Annotated in this window: 22 protein-coding genes and 4 tRNA genes; 17 read left to right on the top strand and 9 right to left on the bottom strand. The window is 39.1% G+C overall.

Translation table 11 applies throughout. The annotated features are described in order from the left end of the window. The first annotated feature begins 11 nt into the window (after positions 1-11). From F902_RS08170 to F902_RS08185, 4 genes are all read left to right on the top strand, one after another. Complete coding sequence (locus F902_RS08170) at positions 12-506, top strand: GNAT family N-acetyltransferase (RefSeq protein ID WP_005202581.1); 495 nt, start codon at positions 12-14, stop codon at positions 504-506. Positions 507-568: 62 nt separating this feature from the next. Beyond that, complete coding sequence (locus F902_RS08175; protein ID WP_005202582.1) at positions 569-934, top strand: GFA family protein; 366 nt, start codon at positions 569-571, stop codon at positions 932-934. Between the two features lie 40 nt (positions 935-974). Further along, complete coding sequence (locus tag F902_RS08180) at positions 975-1,334, top strand: hypothetical protein (RefSeq protein WP_005202584.1); 360 nt, start codon at positions 975-977, stop codon at positions 1,332-1,334. After that, the gene (locus tag F902_RS08185) at positions 1,312-1,719 is read left to right on the top strand and encodes a hypothetical protein (protein ID WP_005202585.1); all 408 of its coding nucleotides are present in this window, start codon (positions 1,312-1,314) and stop codon (positions 1,717-1,719) included. Before F902_RS08180 ends, F902_RS08185 begins: the two co-directional genes overlap by 23 nt. An 89-nt stretch (positions 1,720-1,808) precedes the next feature. On the opposite strand, the gene F902_RS08190 is transcribed toward F902_RS08185, so the two are convergent. Together F902_RS08190 and rpsU are read right to left on the bottom strand one after the other, a co-directional pair. Beyond that, complete coding sequence (locus F902_RS08190; RefSeq protein WP_004808327.1) at positions 1,809-2,255, bottom strand: GatB/YqeY domain-containing protein; 447 nt, start codon at positions 2,253-2,255, stop codon at positions 1,809-1,811. A 29-nt stretch (positions 2,256-2,284) separates the two neighbouring features. Beyond that, positions 2,285-2,500, bottom strand: a complete 216-nt coding sequence (gene rpsU, locus F902_RS08195; RefSeq protein WP_004652785.1) for a 30S ribosomal protein S21 — start codon at positions 2,498-2,500, stop codon at positions 2,285-2,287. Between the two features lie 145 nt (positions 2,501-2,645). On the opposite strand from rpsU, the gene tsaD reads away from it, so the two are divergent. The 3 genes from tsaD to F902_RS08210 all read left to right on the top strand — a co-directional run bounded on the left by tsaD (position 2,646) and on the right by F902_RS08210 (position 4,786). Continuing rightward, positions 2,646-3,653: a tRNA (adenosine(37)-N6)-threonylcarbamoyltransferase complex transferase subunit TsaD gene (gene tsaD, locus F902_RS08200; protein WP_005202586.1), complete on the top strand. Its 1,008-nt coding sequence runs from the start codon at positions 2,646-2,648 to the stop codon at positions 3,651-3,653. Between the two features lie 181 nt (positions 3,654-3,834). Then, positions 3,835-4,338, top strand: a complete 504-nt coding sequence (locus F902_RS08205) for a hypothetical protein (protein ID WP_005202589.1) — start codon at positions 3,835-3,837, stop codon at positions 4,336-4,338. 124 nt (positions 4,339-4,462) lie between these two features. Next, on the top strand, positions 4,463-4,786 hold the full coding sequence (locus F902_RS08210; RefSeq protein WP_005202590.1) for a hypothetical protein: 324 nt from the start codon (positions 4,463-4,465) through the stop codon (positions 4,784-4,786). A gap of 8 nt (positions 4,787-4,794) precedes the next feature. Here F902_RS08210 and F902_RS08215 read toward each other — a convergent pair whose 3' ends face one another. The 3 genes from F902_RS08215 to F902_RS08225 form a co-directional block, all read right to left on the bottom strand. Continuing rightward, positions 4,795-5,721 carry a DMT family transporter gene (locus F902_RS08215; protein WP_005202591.1) on the bottom strand — a complete coding sequence of 309 codons (927 nt, stop codon included), beginning with the start codon at positions 5,719-5,721 and terminating at the stop codon, positions 4,795-4,797. After that, positions 5,718-6,296: a TetR/AcrR family transcriptional regulator gene (locus F902_RS08220; RefSeq protein WP_005202592.1), complete on the bottom strand. Its 579-nt coding sequence runs from the start codon at positions 6,294-6,296 to the stop codon at positions 5,718-5,720. Before F902_RS08220 ends, F902_RS08215 begins: the two co-directional genes overlap by 4 nt. Before the next feature lie 146 nt (positions 6,297-6,442). Then, the gene (locus F902_RS08225) at positions 6,443-6,985 is read right to left on the bottom strand and encodes an HPP family protein (protein WP_005183342.1); all 543 of its coding nucleotides are present in this window, start codon (positions 6,983-6,985) and stop codon (positions 6,443-6,445) included. Between the two features lie 91 nt (positions 6,986-7,076). Between F902_RS08225 and F902_RS08230 the strand changes: the two genes are divergently transcribed. Next, positions 7,077-7,637 (top strand): TetR/AcrR family transcriptional regulator, encoded by a 561-nt coding sequence (locus F902_RS08230; protein WP_005202593.1) that lies wholly within the window; start codon positions 7,077-7,079, stop codon positions 7,635-7,637. 64 nt (positions 7,638-7,701) lie between these two features. On the opposite strand, the gene F902_RS08235 is transcribed toward F902_RS08230, so the two are convergent. Together F902_RS08235 and F902_RS08240 are read right to left on the bottom strand one after the other, a co-directional pair. Beyond that, positions 7,702-8,802 carry a DUF6670 family protein gene (locus F902_RS08235; protein WP_005202594.1) on the bottom strand — a complete coding sequence of 367 codons (1,101 nt, stop codon included), beginning with the start codon at positions 8,800-8,802 and terminating at the stop codon, positions 7,702-7,704. 101 nt (positions 8,803-8,903) lie between these two features. Beyond that, positions 8,904-9,794, bottom strand: coding sequence for an ATP-binding protein (locus F902_RS08240; protein WP_005183333.1), 891 nt, complete (start codon positions 9,792-9,794; stop codon positions 8,904-8,906). A gap of 174 nt (positions 9,795-9,968) precedes the next feature. On the opposite strand from F902_RS08240, the gene F902_RS08245 reads away from it, so the two are divergent. From F902_RS08245 to F902_RS08270, 6 genes are all read left to right on the top strand, one after another. Then, positions 9,969-11,477, top strand: a complete 1,509-nt coding sequence (locus F902_RS08245; protein WP_005202595.1) for a DUF3336 domain-containing protein — start codon at positions 9,969-9,971, stop codon at positions 11,475-11,477. Further along, positions 11,452-12,270: a protein kinase domain-containing protein gene (locus F902_RS08250; protein WP_005202596.1), complete on the top strand. Its 819-nt coding sequence runs from the start codon at positions 11,452-11,454 to the stop codon at positions 12,268-12,270. The genes F902_RS08245 and F902_RS08250 overlap by 26 nt, the downstream gene beginning before the upstream one ends. A 106-nt stretch (positions 12,271-12,376) precedes the next feature. After that, positions 12,377-12,461: transfer RNA gene (locus F902_RS08255), tRNA-Leu, on the top strand. Between the two features lie 68 nt (positions 12,462-12,529). Next, positions 12,530-12,603 (top strand) — tRNA-Trp (locus F902_RS08260). 147 nt (positions 12,604-12,750) lie between these two features. Next, a tRNA-Leu gene (locus F902_RS08265) sits at positions 12,751-12,835 on the top strand. A 67-nt stretch (positions 12,836-12,902) separates the two neighbouring features. After that, a tRNA-Trp gene (locus F902_RS08270) sits at positions 12,903-12,976 on the top strand. A gap of 44 nt (positions 12,977-13,020) precedes the next feature. Here F902_RS08270 and F902_RS08275 read toward each other — a convergent pair. Together F902_RS08275 and F902_RS08280 are read right to left on the bottom strand one after the other, a co-directional pair. Further along, positions 13,021-14,214 (bottom strand): OmpP1/FadL family transporter, encoded by a 1,194-nt coding sequence (locus tag F902_RS08275; protein WP_005202597.1) that lies wholly within the window; start codon positions 14,212-14,214, stop codon positions 13,021-13,023. A gap of 83 nt (positions 14,215-14,297) precedes the next feature. Next, positions 14,298-15,662 carry a hypothetical protein gene (locus tag F902_RS08280; protein WP_005202601.1) on the bottom strand — a complete coding sequence of 455 codons (1,365 nt, stop codon included), beginning with the start codon at positions 15,660-15,662 and terminating at the stop codon, positions 14,298-14,300. 249 nt (positions 15,663-15,911) lie between these two features. Here F902_RS08280 and F902_RS08285 point away from each other — a divergent pair, with 249 nt between their 5' ends. The 3 genes from F902_RS08285 to F902_RS08295 all read left to right on the top strand — a co-directional run bounded on the left by F902_RS08285 (position 15,912) and on the right by F902_RS08295 (position 20,145). Further along, positions 15,912-16,814 (top strand): LysR family transcriptional regulator, encoded by a 903-nt coding sequence (locus F902_RS08285; RefSeq protein WP_005202602.1) that lies wholly within the window; start codon positions 15,912-15,914, stop codon positions 16,812-16,814. A gap of 386 nt (positions 16,815-17,200) precedes the next feature. Next, complete coding sequence (gene astA, locus F902_RS08290; protein WP_005202603.1) at positions 17,201-18,244, top strand: arginine N-succinyltransferase; 1,044 nt, start codon at positions 17,201-17,203, stop codon at positions 18,242-18,244. 449 nt (positions 18,245-18,693) lie between these two features. Beyond that, positions 18,694-20,145: an amino acid permease gene (locus F902_RS08295; RefSeq protein WP_005202604.1), complete on the top strand. Its 1,452-nt coding sequence runs from the start codon at positions 18,694-18,696 to the stop codon at positions 20,143-20,145. Positions 20,146-20,156 lie beyond the last annotated feature (11 nt).

Genomic DNA, 20,156 nt, shown 5'->3' on the forward strand with positions numbered 1-20,156 from the left:
GTAATAACGATATGGAAATCAAACTAGAAAAATTTCATAGGCATGACTTTAAGCTTTATTACCAACTGGTTGGAAATGAAAAAGTTATGGCGATGATTACAGAAAGAGCGATTCCTGAAGAAGAGGCGATGAAAGATTTTCAGTTGCTTATCGTCAATAATCGATTACATCCGAAATTTGGTCATTTTAAAATATTAGATGTGAATACTAATGAATATATAGGCTTAGCGAAATTGGAAATCAAAAACTTGAATGACAATGAGGTTGAGTTGGGGTATATGCTTTTACCAAGTTATTGGGGAAAAGGTATAGCTCGTAAAGTTAGTCAACAGCTACTGAGTGATGCCAAAAAGCAAAATTCAATTCATCGGATATTTGCGATTATTGACCCTAACAATATCGCATCACGTAAAATTTTAACAAGTCAGGGATTCATTCATACAGCGTTCAAAGATTATGATGGGCTTGCTGGTGAAATACTTGAACTAAAGCAGAGCCTTATTTAACTTATATCAAACCATAAAACTTAAAGACGACTTATATTTATAAAACTGAGGGGAAAATTGTTATGATCAAAGGGCAATGTTTGTGTGGTGCTGTGCAGTATCAATATCATGCAGAAATTGAAAACAGCATTTTATGTTATTGCAGTCATTGCCAACAGGCACAAGGTTCAATTGCAGGGTGGAACAGCCCGATTGAGCAAAGCAAATTTGAGTTAATTTCTGGGCAAGAGCAACTGAAAGAATATTTTCATACAGTTAACAAGGCGCGTGTATTTTGTCAAAATTGTGCCAGTCCGCTCTATTCTTATCGAAAGGATTTGCCTGATGTAATTCGTTTACGCCTAGGCACTGTGACAGAAGGTAATATACCCGCACCGAAGGAAGAATTTTTTCTGGAGCATAAACCAAAATTTATTGAATTAAGATAAGATGACGTGCGTAAGCAATTGCTGAGAAGTTAGAACATTTATGAAGAAAATTTTAGTTTTTATTTTTGCGATCAGCAGTGTGGGGATCAGCTCAGCAGCATCGATTGAGCAATATGCAAACTCAGTGGATAAAATTCGTGGTGTATATGCACAGGATATCCGCAGCTTTTTACGGAGTCTGAATCCACAAACGTCACAATTTACGCCTGAGCAGCAAGCAAAGTACTGTCAGATTAATCAGCGTTATATTCAGGATATGTCTGATGCGATTGAACAAAATCGTTCATCATTACCAACGCAATATGCCAACATGAGCAAGCAGGATTTAATCAAGCAGGTGGTTGAATCAAAAGAAATGCAAATGCTTGCGAAATATAATGTTCAGTGTGATTTTAAATAATATGGTGATATCAGAACAGCTTGAAAATATTTTTACAGAAGAAATTGTATTTAAAGATGTAAGAGGCCACTTGGTGGGTTTCTTAAAAGAATCAAAAGCGAAAACTATCGTTTTAAATTATGATGATGTGGGCGAAAAAGTCACAAATAAGAGTTGTATAGATGAAATAGATTTTAAGATTGAAGCGATTGTTTACCAAAATAATTGTCTACTTGGATATAGTACTGTCAGAATATATGTAGCTTTAGGTGAATGTCATATAGAAAAAGCGAGTGGAGTCGTATCTTCAGAATTGGGAAATTTAATTTTGTATTATAGTATGGACAGCGTAGAAGAAGGCGAAATATACGCATATTCTTCAGATCTTATTTATCAGTCTACTTAAATTTGCTGATCTGTAAGTAAATATAAATAGATCTAGTAAGACAAAAAAGTGTTTGGAACTAACACAAAAGTAAGCATTAAAATTTTGGCTTAGCTTAATTTTGCTTTAATTTTAGCAGATACTTGTGCAGGATCGGCACGCCCGGCTATGATCGGACGTAGAGAATTCATCACCTTACCCATATCTTTCATGCTAGTAGCTTCTTGAGCAGCAATCGTTTGCTCAATGATGGAATCAAGTTCTTCCTCAGTCATAGCTGCTGGTAGAAATTGAGAAATAACCTCAACTTCGGCTTGTTCCTTACTAGCTAAATCATCTCGACCAGCGCCAGAAAAGGCCTTGATCGATTCTTTACGTTGTTTAATTTGCTTTTCAATGACCGCAAGAACCTGAGCATCGTCAAGCTCAATGCGCTCATCGACTTCGATTTGCTTAATTGCTGCTTGTACACCACGAATAACCGTTACTGTTGCCATATCTTTGGCACGCATTGAATTTTTTAACACGTCAGTAATTTGGTTTTTTAAAGTATTCATAGTCTCTTCAGCAGTCAATCACAAATTAATTAGTAAAGGCGAGTAGTACGTACAGATTCGCGAGTCAATTTCTTTTGATAACGCTTAACTGCAGCAGCTTTTTTGCGCTTACGTTCTTGAGTTGGTTTCTCATAGAATTCGCGCTTACGAACGTCAGCTAAAACACCCGCTTTTTCGCATGAACGTTTGAAACGACGGATAGCTACGTCTACTGGTTCGCCTTCTTTCAACTTAACTTGTGGCATGTAAAATCCTCTAAGATGATGGATAAGATCTAACGCACTATTGCACTAGATCGCAAGTGAAGGTCAGTATTTTACTCATTTACAACTCAGATCACAAGTCTATAATAGCTCAGATATTACTTTTGATCGTTGTAAAGGCAGTTTAATGATTGTTTTGGGCTTAGAAACTTCGTGTGATGAAACTGGGTTAGCACTCTATGATAGCGAGCTCGGCTTACGTGGACAGGTTCTATATAGCCAGATTAAATTGCATGCCGAATATGGTGGCGTCGTTCCTGAATTGGCTTCACGTGACCATGTTCGCAAGATGATTCCTTTGATTAATCAACTGCTTGAGCAAAGTGGTGTCAAAAAACAAGAAATTGATGCAGTTGCCTATACTCGTGGTCCTGGACTGATGGGCGCACTAATGACAGGTGCTTTATTTGGCCGCAGTTTGGCATTTGCATTTAATAAACCTGCGATTGGTGTGCATCATATGGAAGGTCATATGCTTGCACCATTACTTTCGGAAACTCCACCGGAATTTCCGTTTGTGGCTTTATTGGTTTCAGGTGGGCATACTCAATTAATGGCGGCCTATGGCATCGGTCAATATGAATTGCTTGGTGAATCGATTGACGATGCAGCGGGTGAAGCCTTTGATAAAGTCGCAAAAATGATGAAGCTGCCTTATCCGGGCGGTCCAAATATTGCGAAGTTAGCCTTGCAAGGTGATGCAAAAGCATTTGAATTCCCAAGACCAATATTGCATCAAGGTTTGGATTTTTCTTTTAGTGGTCTTAAAACTGCAGTTTCAGTACAACTGAAAAAGTTAGGTGAAGAAAATCGTGATGCGGATGTGGCTGCATCTTTCCAAGAGGCAGTTGTAGATACACTCGCTAAAAAATCAGTGAAAGCTTTAAAACAAACGGGTTTAAAACGTTTGGTGATTGCTGGCGGTGTCAGTGCAAATCTGCGTTTGCGTGAACAATTAGAAACTTCACTGGCAAAGATCAAGGCACATGTTTATTATGCCGAGCCCGCATTGTGCACAGACAATGGCGCCATGATTGCCTTTGCTGGATATCAACGTTTAAAAGCAGGGCAACATGATGGTTTGGCGGTGACGACAACACCAAGATGGCCAATGACTGAGTTACAACCAACCTAAATGCAACGCATTCTTCTAAATTGATCCTTAGATTATGGATCAATTTAGACCATTCTTATATTTAAAAATCAAATTCTTGATTTATGTACATGGCAAAGAGTTAAAGTCGACGCTATCGTATTAGAGTATTGGATAAATTATTTATTTTTGATGAGCTAAAACTCATTGTGGAGTACAAAAGTTGAAAATTTCTTATATTTTTACATGTGGCCGATTAGAGTCTTTATTTAAGATTCTCTGCCTCACTCAACAAGGTGAGAAAAAGGTCGAGTCAAAAGAAAAAGTCGTTGAACAATATAGAAAAGATATCGCTTTAGGGCGTCCTTTTGAAGAAACTGAACTTTATCAAATAATTGAAAAAAGTGAAGAAAAAATTGTCATTAATCGCTTGAGCAATATTCTTCGAGAAAAACCTACTCAGCAGAAGAGTAGCTTTGATGCAGACGAATATAAGACAGGTGCATGGTCTGAGTTTAGTGATTATAAGCTGGCAGTTCGATTTTCAAATGCGAAAACTGAGTTAAGTGAAAAACACTTTGCGAAAACTGGTGAATACATGACCAGTCGTGGTGTCGCAAAATTGACAGGTTTCAATCCAAGCAACATTAAGAATATGTTGCATCATAAAAGAAGTGTAGTGAGAAAAATGCTCACCACATTGGAAAAATTAGCCAGAGAGTATTGATCTTTAAATCTTGAAATGGATGCAGAGGAAATCTATTGCTCTGCATCTTTTATAATTAATATTTTAATTATCAAATAATTATATTGTATTTTTTTAATAATATATAAATAAAAAGGAGTGAATCATGTGGGTGGTTAAAGCAGCCAATGGCTGTGCATGGTTAAGTATTCTGCTTATTATTGCGGCTACAGGCTTTTCAATCTATGTTCTCAGTATTCCATGTACAACGGATCGAATCTGTGAAATGCCCCCAATTCATTTATTCTTTTTTTTGGTACTGTTGGTCTCGACTGTTTGTAATCTTATTGGCATGGTACTGTCTGCGATAGCAAAGGATGGCGAGCAACCCGTTAAAGAATCAGCAAAAGCAGCATTGTTCTTTAACGGGAAAGTGATTGCATTTAACTTGGTATGTACAATATTCCTACTTTTTATTTTAATGGTCTAGAACATCTTTTAGCTGATTTGTTTTGAACGATCTGCTTTTGACAATACTGCCAGACAAACAAAAATCAAAGCCATTCCAATCCAACCAATCGGGGCGAGTTGTTCACCGACTAATAATACTGCAAACAAAGCGGCAACCAGTGGTTCAAACAAGGTCAGTGTGGTCGCGGTACTGGCTGAAATGGTCTTTAAAGCATAGCCAAATAACAGATAACCGAGAAACATCGGGATCAGCATCATATAGCCCACAACATACAAATTCACAGGTTCATCAAACAGGTTTGAACCCGTAAAAAATAATGTCGGTAGTAAGATTAAAGCACCAAAACCAAAAATTAATCCCATAGATGCTTTTGAGTCGACACCACGATCAATCATCTTTTTTGCAGCCCAAGAATATAACGAATAGGTTAGGGCTGCGATCAGTCCAAGAATAATGCCAATGCTTTTTTGGTCTGCCGCAATCGTTTGTGCAGATGCTTGGGAGTGTGACTCTCCTAGAGAGAGCAGCAAGACACCAGCGACGCCAAAGATAAAGCTGATAAACCACTTGCCAGACAGTGCTTTTTTATCAAAGAACTTCTCCAGTATTGCCGTAAATAAAGGGGCTGATCCGATTGAAACTACTGTACCAATGGTAATCCCTGCCATACGCATCGACGAATAGAAAGCCAGTGGATAAATCGCAACCGAGACCATGCCAATCAACAATAATGGATAGTAAGAGCGAATTTGAGGTAAATGACTGCGGATATTTTTATGGGCCAATAAAGCTTGTAATAAACCACCGCCGCCCATTGCAATTGCGCCAATCGCTAAGGGACTTAGATTTGGAGCATAAGAAGCGGCTGTGCCTGTCGTTCCCCATAAAATAGAGGCAATGAGGACGGCAATAAAACCAGAATGAGCACTGAGGCGAAAAGAGGTGCTACTCACTTTGAAACCTCTTGCGCTAATAGGCTCTGAACTATTTGTTTTGCAGCAAATACTTTGTCACTTGAACTTTCTAAACCGGCACGGGCAATCGAACCCTCCAAGATAAATGAAATCAGTAGTGCCAGTTCTTTGACTCGTTGTGGGTTGGTGCTGAGCTGCTGTAAATGACCCGCTAAAATCGCTTCAATTTCATCTTTATGCTGTTTAACCGCCAAACGTTCAGGACTATGTGCAGGGAATTCTGCGGCTGCATTGAGTAGGCCACAACCACGAAAGCCTTTTTCATAAGCAAATTCTGCGTGATCCTGATAAGCATCAAAAACCGCCAAAATACCGTCAATCGGGGTTTGGATTTGAGCTTTTCTCTTTTCATATAAATCCAGCCATTCTTGATGGCGAGCTTCGATGTAGCAGGTGATCAGATCTGATTTGGTGGCAAAATTATTGTACAGCGACATTTTTGCCACATTGGCTTTCTCTGTAATGCTATTGATGCCTGTATTGCTAATGCCATCGTTATAAAACAATGTAGAAGCTGCATCCAAGATTTTTTGTTTTGCTGATTTAGTGTTCATAGTAAAAAATTATTTATGTATACCGATCTACCTAATTTTATTGAAAAGTAAATTATTTGCAAGGGGAAATTGGAATTTCATTGAATTTAGATGAACAGGATGGCATCGATTAAAACGCTGACATTACGCTTTAATCGATAGATGGATTATTCAATATTTTTCTTACTGTGGATAAAAGCCAATCCATACACAGGCCATTTCTTCTCGGATTTAAGGTTATTGACCAACCATGCCACCATGACGAGTGCAATAGAGCCTAATAACACGGGGAAAAATAAGAAACTCCATTGGTATTGAATGGTATTGGCTGTTAGCAAGATCACCAATGGATTTGCGCCAGCAGGTGGATGAACACAACGCAGAAGTTGCATGGCTGCGATGGCACAACCGACAGAAAGCGCAATGCTCAAAGCTGATGTACCAAAAACTTTAAGAAACAGTAAGCCAATAAATGCTGAGACAAAATGTCCCAAAATTACATTGCGAGGTTGAGCCAAAGGCGATTGCGATACGGCATATAAGATGACACAGGTTGCGCCAAAAGGAGCCATGATAAATAGATTGTGGGTGAATTTACTGAGCAGGATTAAGATCAAGATGCTTAAGGTGCCGCCAATTAAACTTCTTATAATATCAATGGATTGGGGTAAGGGAGCAAGATGTTCTCTACCGTTGAATAAAGATAACATGGTGATCTCACGACTGGGTTGCTTTATGGCGATAATAGAACTAAAATTATAAATAGTACAGATCTGTACTATTTTAAATGAGTAAATCTTTATGTCGAAGTCTGCTGATAAAATTTTGCATACCGCAGAAAAATTATTTTATGGAAATAGTTTTGTTGGTGTCGGGGTCGACCTTATTCGAGATGAATCTGGCTGTTCAAAAACCACGATGTACACCTATTTCAAAAACAAAAATCAATTGGTGAAGTCAGTCTTAGAAGCACGTGATGAAAAGTTTAGGCAGCGTCTATTGGATTATGTGGCGGAGGCAACAGGGCGAGAGGCATTGAACAGGTTGATCGATTGGCACTTATTATGGTTTCAAGAAGATAACTTTAAAGGATGTTTATTCGTCAGAGCTGTGGCTGAGTCGCATTTGGGTGATCAAGACATCATCTCTGTGTCTAAAGAACATAAAGTTTGGATTAGAAACTTGATTACGGAATATTTGCAATCTTATTCAAAAACAGAGATGTTGGTTGAAGTGACGTATACGCTGATTGAAGGGCTCATTAGCCGATTCTTGGTCGAAGGTTATGATGCAAAGGTGGCAGCCGAGATCAAGGATTCAATTAACCAATTGATTGATACTTTGAACCCTCAGAGCAACTAGATTGCAAAGGGAAATGATGAGCCTTTGACGTTTTAGCAAAGACTCATCAACGTGTTCAGTTTATTTAATCCTTAAATGCATTCTGATCTTCTACATCCACATATTCGATATAACCACGGCCTTGAACAGGGGTATTTAAATATTCACCTGTGAAGGTATAAGCACTGGCATAGCCAATGCCATGACCATAACGGAATGGACTATCAATTTCTGCGGTAATATCTAAAACTTTCTGATCAGCATCATCCTTGACGGACCAAGAGAACAATTGCGGTAAGCGCATTTTCTTACCACTTGGTGAAACATAGTCATCGACTTGATGTGCAATCACCTTGAATTCGACATTGGTATAGACTTCAGCAGGCATGTCGGTATGTCGAACATGCAATGTATAGGCTGCTGGTTGACCCAAAATATCAGCTTTAGTGAGTAATAATTGGGTGCTATCCGTCAAATTGATAATTTGATAGGTAAAGAAATCGAGTGGTAATTTATACGGTTCAGGGAGTAGCTTTTTCACGACTCCGTGTGCACCTGTAGCGCGGGCATATTCATAGGTACATAAGCCTTCGGCAGGCGTGATTTTACCTTGATACTCAAGCTGACCTTTGAAGTTTGCCAATAAACTAAAATGATCATAAATCGGGGTTTTGATAAACCATGAGATTTGATTGGTGACATCTAAATCAAATTCAAAGCTGAGTCCATGGTAGGCACCTTTGAGATGAATATTCGGTAGAGTTCCTTGGATCGAAACTTCTTCACCGAGCTCAATAGTTGTCCCATTGTCTTGAATATTGGTCTGTTCTGGAATGATATAAGCTTTGAGTAGATGCTCATCTACCGCAGCAGTACTAGAGAAAAACGTTGCAGTCTTTCTTGGGTCACCTAAGGTAATATCATCATGGTCAAATGCAAGTGCCCCTGGTGTACCCAATAAAATCATAATATTTAAATAACGATGAGGCTCAGGCAGCAGAGGAAAGAAGATCCCATAATGTGTCCAGGTATAAAAAATCCCATCAGTGCGTGGGCGAATGATGTCTGGTTCTGAAAAGGGTGTTGTTGAATATTTTACCGCTTTATCAAGCGTACCTTGTGCCAATAACAGGCTTTTACCCAAAATTTTGCTGGTCAGGGATGTCGGTGGCAATTGTTTCTTCATCTTGTTTCCTAAACTCAATCCATGCTGTGACAGCTAGATTATGAGAAACAATTGCCAATGCTAAGCGGAAATAAGGACAAAGCTACGGCTTTTCAGGACATTTACGCAGAGGCTTTGTTCGACAATTTTTCTAGATTTTGTGAGCCAATCCAGTGCTTTGAGAACTGATAGGCTGCACGTCCAGAACGCTGACCACGAGCTTGGCACCATTTCAAACTTTCACCACGAACCAGATCGTTATATTCCAAGCCAGCTTTCACAATGTAGTGCTCTACAATTTGTAAATACAACTGTTGATCCATTGGATAGAAGGAGAGCCACATTCCAAAACGATCCGAGAGCGAAATTTTTTCCTCGATGGCTTCCTGTGGATGGAGTTCTGTATATTGCGGTACATCAACCTTACGTACCGGTGTGTTTTCGTGCATAAACTCAGGCAGTAAATGACGACGGTTACTGGTTGCATAGATAATAAAATTGCTTGAGCCTGATTGCAGTGAACCATCTAAGACGCTTTTTAAACTACGATAATTTTCATCTTCGGCATTGAAAGCCAGATCATCGCAATAAACGATAAATTTTTCAGGACGATGTTCAATCAGCTTTTGAATTTTGGGTAAATCAGATAAATCATCACGCTCAATTTCAATCAAGCGTAAACCCTGAGTTGAATACTCGGTGAGAAGCGCACGTACAATCGATGATTTTCCAGTACCACGAGAACCTGTCAGTAAGACATCATTGGCAGGTAGGCCATTCAGGAACTGTAGGGTATTTTGAATGATCTTGTCTTTTTGGCGCTCAATGCCTTTTAAGTCTTCCAAATGCATTTTCTTAGGTTGTTGTATGGCGACCAGCTGCTGATTTTCCCAACGGAATGCGATTGCTGAAAAGTCAGTGGGTTGCTTTGGTGCAGGGAGAACTTGCTGAAGCTGTGTTAAAACACTTGATAGCGATTGAAGAATAGATTCGGGTAAATCAAGGATAGCCATACATATAAACCAAACTCAATGATGAATAGGGATACTATCACTGCTATTACCGAAATAAAGAAAATATCATCAGAAATATCGAAATAAATCGATTTTACCCTTGATTGTTGTGGCTGCTTTTTGCATTGTATAGGTGCAAGAATATAAAAAATAAGCTGAAAATCAGGATCGCGAATGTTCAATAGAGTTCAAGAGAAAAAGAATACATATCAGACACATAGAGTTGATGTGTTGCAAGAACGCTTACGACATGCCAGTTCTTATGCCGAATGGAAAGAAATTGCACTTAAACTGGATGAAGAATCAGGTCATGAAGCATGGAAATATGACAATGAATCGCCTTATTATGATGCGGAAATTTTATCTAAACGCTATAACTTATTAAAAAAATATCGTATGCAGCATCGGACTTTAGATCTGATCTATGTGTTAAGAGAAGGCCTGTCTTATGACTTTGCCAACATTGGGCATCCGATGTTGTTTGCACAGACCTATATTGGTACTAAAAAAATCATTGAAAACTATGTTGAGGAAATGAGTGATTGCCTACGTTACTTGGCTTCGAGTGAATGTATTACCTTTCAACTAAAAGAAAAAATTCAGTTTTTTGAAGAATGTCAAAAGGCCTATGGTCAACCCGCTGTGATGTTTTCTGGAGGTGCGACGCTAGGTTTATTTCATACAGGGGTGTGTAAGGCATTAATAGAACAAGATCTGATGCCTCAAGTTTTATCGGGTTCAAGTGCAGGGGCAATCATGACAGGCATGTTAGGTGTTTCTACGCCAGATCAAGTTCATGAATTGCTGCAAGGGGAACATTTTTTTAGTGATGCCTTTAAATTTAGGAAAGTAACGGAATTATTGCGGGCGAATGGTGGTATTGCCGATGTGATGTATTTGAAAAAATTTCTGATGCAGAACTTGGGCGATGTCACGTTTGCCGAGGCCTATAAACAATCTAAACGTCATATTAATATCGTGATTGCACCCTATAACACAGCCCAAAATCCACGTATTATGAATGCACTGACCGCACCGAATGTATTGGTGTGGAGTGCAGTATTGGCTTCTTGTGCGGTGCCTGTGTTATTTCCACCTGTGCATCTGACCAGTAAGCGATATGATGGGCAACATACGCCATATCTCGCCAATACCAAGTGGGTGGATGGCAGTATGCGCAGTGATTTTCCGCAGGAAAAGATGGCTCGTTTATATAATATTAATTACACCATTGCCAGTCAGGTCAATCCGCATATTGTGCCGTTTATGCAAAGTGACACCGAACGTTTTCGTAGAGATGTACTCAGTTGGCCTGAACGGATTGTGCGCCGTCAAGGCAAAGCTATTGCAATGGAAGTCATGGATTTAACACGCAGTCATATGGGCAGTTTCTTCCCGATTCGTCGTGTATTGGATCATGGCTATGGCATTTTGGGGCAACGTTATTATGGTGACGTCAATATTATTGCCAAATATGGACTCCGACATTATAGCTATATGCTGAAAAATCCACGCCCAAAACTGTTTAAAATCTTGCAGCAAGAAGGTGAGCGTGCCACATGGCCGAAAATTGCTTCTATTGAAATACATGCACGAATTGGAAAAACCATTGAGCATTGTCTAATATCGTTGCGGAAGCAGGAAGAAAAGCAGCAGAATGAGTTTTACTACGTGGATCTCTAATCCGAAGATTCAACTTAACGATCTTAACTTAGTGACCAAAGCGCAAAGTTATGCCTTTGGGCGGCGTGTCTACACCTTTCAAGTTGATCAGCAGCGCTACTGGCTGAAATTCCATAACACCAACGATCAGCCTGTTTTGGCACAGGCTTTCCAACGAGAGTTAGCTTTTTATCAGCACTGTCAGCAGCATGAACAAGCGTTTTTATTACCATTCCAAATGATTCCATTACGTCATCTTATCAATGGATTAGATGAGGATGGCATAGGGATGATCACGGTTGATTCGCATGATTTTTTTGCTGAAGCTCCTATTTTTGAAAATATTGAGCAGATCAAACAAAAGATATTTTTGGCCTTAGATGCGCTGGATGCATTGCACCAATTCGGGTGGGTGCATGGTGATTTGAAAGCAGAACATTTTCGTTTCTATGAAAACTCATGTCGGCTGATTGATTTTGAGCAATCTTTTCGGATAGGGCATCCGATTCATACTTTAGATGCAACACCACATTATATGGCACCAGAGCTTTTTCAGGGGGCAGGGAAAAGCATTCAAAGTGATTTGTATGCCTTGGGGATTATTGTGTATGAATGGCTCACTCAATCTCGATTAAAAGTGAGTACTTATCACGATTGGGCAGTATTACATTGCCAGCAACTACACATTCAACTTCCATCTACATTGCAATGCTTTTTTCCTTTACTTAATGGCCTCACGCAAAAGCATATTAAACAACGCTTTAATTCAGTTTTAGTGGCAAAAGATTTCTTAAAACAACTTAATATGTTGTAAAAGTAAACATAAATGTGTGATTTGAATATTATCTGTTCATTTGAATGGTTTTTTTAATAGAAAGACTTGTCAGAGAGTATGTTTCTCACTAATATGCATACCCATCGGGGGCGTGGCGAAATTGGTAGACGCACTGGATTTAGGTTCCAGCGCCGCAAGGTGTAAGAGTTCGAGTCTCTTCGCCCCCACCATATTTAAGAAGCAAGAGTATCTTGCTTTTTTTATGATTAAACGAAATAGAGTTTAATCATGTGGTTATAGAGGATTGGTGTAATGGTAGCATGACGGTCTCCAAAACCGTTCGTCAAGGTTCGAGTCCTTGATCCTCTGCCAAATTCAAAGGAACTTTATATAAAGTTCCTTTTTTTGTGTCTGCTGTTTCTATCTGTATATTAAAAAAGCATTAGCTTTCATAAACATAGTTTTTTTATAAAAAGGGCTTGTCAGTAGAAACGTTTATCTCTAATATACACACCCATCGGGGGCGTGGCGAAATTGGTAGACGCACTGGATTTAGGTTCCAGCGCCGCAAGGTGTAAGAGTTCGAGTCTCTTCGCCCCCACCATATTTAAGAAGGTAAGCATTTCTTACTTTCTTATGATTGAGTCAAATATGATTTAATCGTGCAGTTTAGAGGATTGGTGTAATGGTAGCATGACGGTCTCCAAAACCGTTCGTCAAGGTTCGAGTCCTTGATCCTCTGCCAAATAAATAAAAAAGCCCTTGTGAAAACAAGGGCTTTTTTATGGTCTATTTCTTTTGGTATGCCAATTTTAAACTTAGAAGCGTACTGTGATTATCGCTAAAGCTTCCAACTAAATCACCATTCTGACGTTTTGCTTGAGCGTCGCCTAGCCATAAGTATCTTCCGCCCAGTGAAACTGCCCAGTTCGGTAGAAAATTATATTGGAAGCCGAGCCCGCCTCCCCAGTAACCATTGACTGGCCCAAGCGCATTAGCAGGATCACCAAGACCTGAATCCCAAATGATAGACGTTGAGACTGAAAATTTATCAGTAAGTTTCTGCGCGATTCCAATTTGTGCTGACCATTGATCTTCTTCATAACTGAGCAGAGAAAGTCCTGTTTTATCTGGACTGGCTGGAGCAGTTCGCTCTGCCAATTTGGCGGGTTTAAACTCAAAGTCTTTCCATGGTACCCAACGAATATTGGCGCTGAGTAAGGTTTGTTTACTTAAGCCTGTTTGAAAATCAAAATTTACTGATTCGGGTGAAGTAAATGTAACAGGCAGCGTGTAAAGATCATTACTTAATACTGAAAACTGCTCTGTGGTGCGTGTCTGATGTTTTATTTCGGAGCGATAAGTCAGTGCTGCTTTTAGCCCAATTTCGGGTTTTTTCAGGCTGAATCCTGTTACCCAACCCATTGCATAATCAGAGTGCAGTTCGGCATTGTAATTGGCGCTACCTTTATAAATTTGTCCACGCAGTTTGATGTTACCTTCAATTTCTTCTAAGGCAGGACCTGCGTAAACACTTAAATTTCTATTGATATTCAAACCGATAAGCCCTGTCAAATTATGGCTGTCTAGTTTGGCTTGAGTACCTTCAGCGGGTTTATTTTCAAATTGAGAAACAAAGTCGCTGTGCCCACGATGTTGAAGGTTAATATTGAAAGGTTGATCATAAATGAGTCCTAGACTTATTTTTTCATTTAAATCTGTTTTTATGCTGCCACGTAAAGCACTATTATTGGCACTAATATTAGGAATTTCATTGGGATTGCCTTGGCTACTCAGTCCTTTATCCTGCCCACTCACATCTGGCATAGAATAATTATAAGAGAGGGATGCATAGGTTCCATTTTGAAAAAAATCAGTAATGGATTGTCCAGAGCGATCAAGGCCTGCACTGTACCCAGTACTGATGATAAATGGTGTTGTGACTAAAGCTGATAAGGTGTGATGTTTGATGCGTGAATACATTGGAGCCTCCAAATTCCTTTTGGGGCATACAACACACAAGTTTTTATTATGTTCTTGGGTGTTGTATGGATTGGTTTTATTGATTATTTAAAGCAGGGATTAAAAATTTCGACTTGATTTGGCATTAGGTAGTTGGTTTTTGGCAGGTATTCTCCCATCACCGAAGCTAAATCTTTTTGCTGTTCGACATTGGCAATGGTGTGTTTAAAACTGCTTGATGCAAGCATGTGTCTGATCTGGACAATAGTCATATCTGGGTCAGCAGCACCGTCTCCATCTTCTGCCATAGGTAACCAACCGATACCACATTCTGGTTTGGCATTACGCGGACGGTCAGCGACTCGACTTACGACAACAGTGTAATAACCATTTTGATCAACCGGAATTTCTTCATCAAATAAGCAATCATTGACGCGTGTATTGGCAAAACCTTGGTTTGAACAGATTGACCAATAACGCAAATCGCCCTGCGTCAAAAGCCCTTTATTGTTGAAGGTCTTAGAAACAGTAGGTGCTTTTCCACGCAGGACAAAGACCTTGCCATATTTTCTATTCACAACTGTTCTAATGTATTGATTATCTAAATTTGGATAAAAGCCACCTTCAGAGCGTCTTGCTTGTTCATTGATCTTGCCCGTAAAGATCCCTAAAAGGCTTTCTCGATCAAGTTGAATAAACCATTGTGCTGGATTCTGTGCTGGCCATGTATCTGGCTTTCCTGCCTGATGGATCAACTGGCGATATTCATTGGAAGGAATACTGACTGCAGCAGAAGTCAGTTGTAATGGCTGATTGGCTTTGAGTTGTGCGCAGGCTTGATCACCCTCTAATACACGACCATCTGCAAGCGTTAATTGAGGTGTTGGTAAACTTACACCTCCTGTGACGCTTTGTCCGTGATCAGGTAAGTAGATTCGATATAAAACGGTTTGTTGTTGTTTTCCATAGGCTGGAGCATATAGCTGGTTAACACTCTGGGCTTGACCGAGCTGTCCAACCTTGCGCTGTGCTGTCACAGGGGTGGTAGATACGTTTAAGCTGTACTCACGTTGTGATGGACTCCGTTGTTGCCCATAAACGAAGGGATTGCCAGAGTTATTATTTGGCTTGATTAAATAGTCTGCAACGGACTCAACTGGTTTCCCAGCTTCGTCATAACTAATAAAAGACATATAACGTGAACGTGGAAATTCACCTTTAAGTTTAAGACTTGCTCCTTGAGGGATGGTGAAAGTACCTGCCCAATAATAAACATTGGCGTCTGGGTAGGCGATATTGATATATGGATCAGCACTGACAGGACCACGAGCCCAAAAACAGGAGCGTGGTCCTGGAATAGCCTCAAGTGTTTGAGGAGCTGCTTGGGCTATGGTTTCTTGTGCTTGTGTTGCAAACGGGGTGGAAATCACGACGCTGCTGATCAGTAGCGGAATTAAAGTGTGTTTCATTTTATATCCTTGCTCATATGACTTTAATTTCTGAATCGAAACAGAACGGATTAAAGGTGCTTAATCTAGAAGCAGCATAGGAAGTTTGACTTATATTGTGTAATGGATTTTTTGTATGGAAGTTATAGCTTTTAGATATACCTAATAGCATCTAAAATAATAAAATTAAGGTATATTTTTAGGCAAAGGCGAATGGAAATGTTTTTTTAGTATGTTTATGAATCACAATAAAATATTCAGGGATGAGAAATGATTAAGCCAAGACATCTACAGCAAATTATGGTGTTAACTGAAATTGGAACGATCAATCAAGCGGCTGAAGCACTTTGTATGACCCAGCCATCGTTAACTAACAGTATTAAAAAATTAGAACATGACTTGGGTGTGACCTTGTTTGAGCGAACCAGTAAAGGCGTTAAACCGACTTTATATACCGAACATATTCTAAAACAAGCCCCTCAAATTTTGCAGCAGTTAGATACCTTACATAAGGAGATTAAACTCCTTTCAAGTGGTCAAGTTGGTGAAATACACATAGGAACAGGGCCTGTCATTATGCATGCATTGATGAAAGATGTGATTCCTTTATTTTCAAAGCAATATCCTGAAATTGAAGTACATCTATATGTTGATCATCCTAAAACTATTATTGAGAAAATAGAAAATGGCATTCTAGATCTAGGGATATTAAGTACAGAGTATGTTGATCTTACTGATGAGTTTATCTCGATTCCATTGCTGCAAGATCCAACCGTTTTTGTAGTGCGAACTGGACATCCTTTGTTGGAAATAGAAGATCTTAAGTTTGAACATTTAATTGATTACCCATTTGCTTTACCAAGAGTTGCTAAGCAAAAAAAGCAATGGCTAAAAGCCCAAACACATGCAGGACGATCAGCTCATATTAGTTTAACTGTGAACGACTATGACTTATTGCTTCATTATGTCATGCATAGTGATGCGATTACGGCTGGGCCAAGCCATTTATTTCAGTCATTACAAGGGGAGCGGGATGTCACGGTCTTAAATTATCAAAATCCTACTTTTTCATGGCATGCATGTGCTGTTTATAAATCGATTAGCATTCATTCGATCGGCATGAAACTATTTTTAGATATGATTCGAGAATGGTTTGAACTGAAGAATACTTGATTTTACTTTAGACCCATTCCTAATTTTTTCATATTGTCACTGTCAATCAATAAAATGCTAAAAAACAGCTCATTTTTTGCTTAATTTTCAATTTTTTGTGCCAATTAGTTTTTGAATAATAGAGTAATCAGCTTAGCTGTTAATCAATTTAGATTATTCAAGTTAGATTTCAGCTTGATGAAATAAGTCACAAAAAAGGCTTAGATAAATAAAGCCAGCTCGATCATCAATGAGCTGATGCTAGGGAAAAATTTAAGAATTAAGGAATAACACATGTCGGGATTGTGCATGGTTCAGCATAGAAAAAATGAATTGGATGTCTTACTCAAGAGTACAATCAGCGCCTGTGTCTCGTTTGTTCTGATTGAAAATAAGGGGGAATAGACATGATGATGATTCGTTATATCAAACAAAAAGATATTCATGATCTTTACCACTTGGCACAAAAAGCAGGCTTTGGTTTGACCTCTTTACAACCAGATATGGAAATACTGGCCGCACGAATTGATCGGGCGATTAAAACGGTTGAAGGCAAACTGGATAAGTCGGAGCAGGGCTATTTATTTGTGCTGGAAGATACCTCACTGCATAAAGTAGTTGGTGTATGCGGAATCGAGGTTGCCTTAGGTCTAAAAGAACCTTGGTACAATTTTCACATCGGCACACAAGTTCATTCTTCCGAACCCTTGAATGTTTATAAATCATTGCCGACCTTATATCTGAGTAATAACCACACTAACTGTAGTGAGCTATGTACCTTATTTTTAGATCCCGATTATCGTTTAAATAAGAATGGCAAGTTTTTGTCTAAGGTTCGGTTTTTGTTTTTATCAGCGTTTAGACAGTATTTTGAAGAAACCATTGTGGCTGAAATGCGGGGTTTTTCTGATGAAAATGGCCATTCACCATTTTGGGATGCGGTCGGTCATAAATTCTTTGATATGGAATTTACCAAAGCAGATTATCTAAGTGGTACAGGCAAAAAAGCCTTTATAGCGGAACTCATGCCACGGCATCCACTCTATGTCGATATGCTGCCTGATGAAGCGAAGGCGGTGATTGGAGCAGTTCATCCTAATACAGAACCCGCGTATAACCTTTTGATTGAAGAAGGGTTACGTTATAAGGGCTATGTCGATATCTTTGATGCGGGTGCAACCTTGCAGGCAGATATCGAGAATCTAAGAGCCATCAAAGACAGCCATGTGTTAACTGTCCATATTGAACAATCTGATCTCATTATGCTCGGTGATGAACCTTATATTGTAGCCAATGATGATTATGAAAATTATCGCGCCATTTTGACCTATAGCAAGCCAGACTCAAACCAAGTGACGTTGAGTGTAGAACAAGCCCATCAGTTACATGTGAAAGAGGGTGCATCGGTACGTTTGCTCAATATCAATATTGCAAATCAGAACAAGCGTTGATGGGCTATGTATAAGTAGAAAATTCACAGATTTAGATGTTAATTCACAACACTTTTACTGTATTTTTTAGCCATATTTTTATTTATATCGATGCATAATTTTTACTATCCTCGATATTCATATCTTTCTCAGATGGAGTGAAATTAGGATAATAGAGCATATTTCATGTTAATTGGGTAATAATTGAGCGAAAATGAAAAGCATCATCTTCAACTCGTTTGGGGATGAGATATGATGCTTGCGGCTAAAATATCTTTGATCAATAACAACAGGTTTTAGTGTGTAGAACAGGGATCTAATACGAACCATTTACAAGTGAGGTGTGTTGATTAAGCTATTAATTTCAAAATAATTTTAGAAAAATGGAACTTTTAAATTAAAGCATTTTAAAAATATTTTATTTTTATTAAGCATTTATAACGGTTGCTGCAAACTGGAGTAAGGATGACATGAGTCAGAATAAAGGAACGCAACTTCTGGATGAAGATTTGCAGGAAAGTTCGCAAGACGAAGAAAAATTACAACGCTCGCTGACCAATCGTCATATTCAAATGATCGCAATTGGCGGTGCAATTGGTACAGGTCTATTTATGGGCTCTGGAAAGACCTTAAGTATTTCAGGTACTTCAATTGTTTTAACTTATTTAATTATTGGTTTTTTCTTTTTCTTTGTTATGCGGGCAATGGGTGAACTATTGCTGGCAAATACCAACTTTAAGACCTTTGCCGATTTTGCGACAGCCTATATCGGTCCTTGGGCGGGTTTTTTCCTCGGTTGGTCTTATTGGTGTAACTGGATTATTACTGCAATAGCCGATGTCATCGTGATTGGGGGATATATGCAGTTTTGGTATCCTGACGTACCTGTTTGGATACCTGCATTTACCTCGTTGGCTATTCTGACCATATTGAACTTTGTTGCTGTTCGAATGTTTGGTGAGTTGGAGTTTTGGTTTTCGTTGATTAAGATCTCCGCCATTATTTTGTTTATCCTTGCGGGTATTTATTTAATCAGTACTGGCTTTACTTCACCCAATGGTGTTAAGGCATCTATGAGCCATGTGTTTGAAACTCAGTCGATGTTTCCTTATGGCATCACCGGCTTTTTAGCAGGTTTCCAAATTGCAATTTTTGCCTTTGTTGGAATTGAATTGGTCGGAACTACCGCCGCTGAAACTAAAGATCCGCATAAATCTCTGCCTAAAGCGATTAACTCAATCCCATTACGTATTTTATTGTTCTATGTTGGCGCATTGATATGCATTATCGCGGTCACATCTTGGGCAAAAATTTCACCTGAAAAAAGTCCATTTGTTGAAATGTTCACGTTGATTGGTTTGCCGATTGCTGCTGGACTGGTTAATTTTGTCGTTGCAACTTCTGCCTTATCTTCTGCAAATAGCGGCATCTTTGCGACTAGTCGGATGCTCTATGGTTTGGCGTTGGATAATGATGCACCAAAGAGTTTTAGTAAATTATCGAAGAAAAAAGTACCTATTCGAGGTCTAGTTTTTTCAATGACCTGCGTCACCATTGGAACCTCTATTTTATTTATTGTGCCGAATGTCATGACGGCGTTTACGATTATCTCAGCATTGACCTCAATTCTATGTGTATTTACCTTCATGCTGATTATTCTTTCGTATATTGGCTATCGTAAGAAATTTCCAGAGTTACATTTACAGTCGAAGTTTAAAATGCCTGGCGGTTTGGTCATGGCATGGCTGACGATGCTATTTTTGATATTTACAATTGTGATCCTTGCTTTAGACCACGATACTCTTATTGCATTGGGGCTTTCACCAGTGTGGTTTATTGGTTTATTGATCGCCTATCGCTATAAAAAGAAAAAGATGCTGCAACTTGATCTGATAAAAACCAGAACAGTGGACTATGTTTAAGCTGGGTTGAT

It is taken from the genome of Acinetobacter higginsii (assembly GCF_000369525.1).
Lineage (GTDB): Bacteria > Pseudomonadota > Gammaproteobacteria > Pseudomonadales > Moraxellaceae > Acinetobacter > Acinetobacter higginsii.

Bases quoted from the DNA above. Each gene is read 5' to 3' on its own strand.
- F902_RS08170 (WP_005202581.1), top strand. From the start codon at position 12: ATGGAAATCAAACTAGAAAAATTTCATAGGCATGACTTTAAGCTTTAT.
- F902_RS08175 (WP_005202582.1), top strand. From the start codon at position 569: ATGATCAAAGGGCAATGTTTGTGTGGTGCTGTGCAGTATCAATATCAT.
- F902_RS08180 (WP_005202584.1), top strand. From the start codon at position 975: ATGAAGAAAATTTTAGTTTTTATTTTTGCGATCAGCAGTGTGGGGATC.
- F902_RS08185 (WP_005202585.1), top strand. From the start codon at position 1,312: ATGTTCAGTGTGATTTTAAATAATATGGTGATATCAGAACAGCTTGAA.
- F902_RS08190 (WP_004808327.1), bottom strand. From the start codon at position 2,255: ATGAATACTTTAAAAAACCAAATTACTGACGTGTTAAAAAATTCAATG.
- rpsU (WP_004652785.1), bottom strand. From the start codon at position 2,500: ATGCCACAAGTTAAGTTGAAAGAAGGCGAACCAGTAGACGTAGCTATC.
- tsaD (WP_005202586.1), top strand. From the start codon at position 2,646: ATGATTGTTTTGGGCTTAGAAACTTCGTGTGATGAAACTGGGTTAGCA.
- F902_RS08210 (WP_005202590.1), top strand. From the start codon at position 4,463: ATGTGGGTGGTTAAAGCAGCCAATGGCTGTGCATGGTTAAGTATTCTG.
- F902_RS08220 (WP_005202592.1), bottom strand. From the start codon at position 6,296: ATGAACACTAAATCAGCAAAACAAAAAATCTTGGATGCAGCTTCTACA.
- F902_RS08225 (WP_005183342.1), bottom strand. From the start codon at position 6,985: ATGTTATCTTTATTCAACGGTAGAGAACATCTTGCTCCCTTACCCCAA.
- F902_RS08230 (WP_005202593.1), top strand. From the start codon at position 7,077: ATGTCGAAGTCTGCTGATAAAATTTTGCATACCGCAGAAAAATTATTT.
- F902_RS08235 (WP_005202594.1), bottom strand. From the start codon at position 8,802: ATGAAGAAACAATTGCCACCGACATCCCTGACCAGCAAAATTTTGGGT.
- F902_RS08240 (WP_005183333.1), bottom strand. From the start codon at position 9,794: ATGGCTATCCTTGATTTACCCGAATCTATTCTTCAATCGCTATCAAGT.
- F902_RS08245 (WP_005202595.1), top strand. From the start codon at position 9,969: ATGTTCAATAGAGTTCAAGAGAAAAAGAATACATATCAGACACATAGA.
- F902_RS08250 (WP_005202596.1), top strand. From the start codon at position 11,452: ATGAGTTTTACTACGTGGATCTCTAATCCGAAGATTCAACTTAACGAT.
- F902_RS08275 (WP_005202597.1), bottom strand. From the start codon at position 14,214: ATGTATTCACGCATCAAACATCACACCTTATCAGCTTTAGTCACAACA.
- F902_RS08280 (WP_005202601.1), bottom strand. From the start codon at position 15,662: ATGAAACACACTTTAATTCCGCTACTGATCAGCAGCGTCGTGATTTCC.
- F902_RS08285 (WP_005202602.1), top strand. From the start codon at position 15,912: ATGATTAAGCCAAGACATCTACAGCAAATTATGGTGTTAACTGAAATT.
- astA (WP_005202603.1), top strand. From the start codon at position 17,201: ATGATGATGATTCGTTATATCAAACAAAAAGATATTCATGATCTTTAC.
- F902_RS08295 (WP_005202604.1), top strand. From the start codon at position 18,694: ATGAGTCAGAATAAAGGAACGCAACTTCTGGATGAAGATTTGCAGGAA.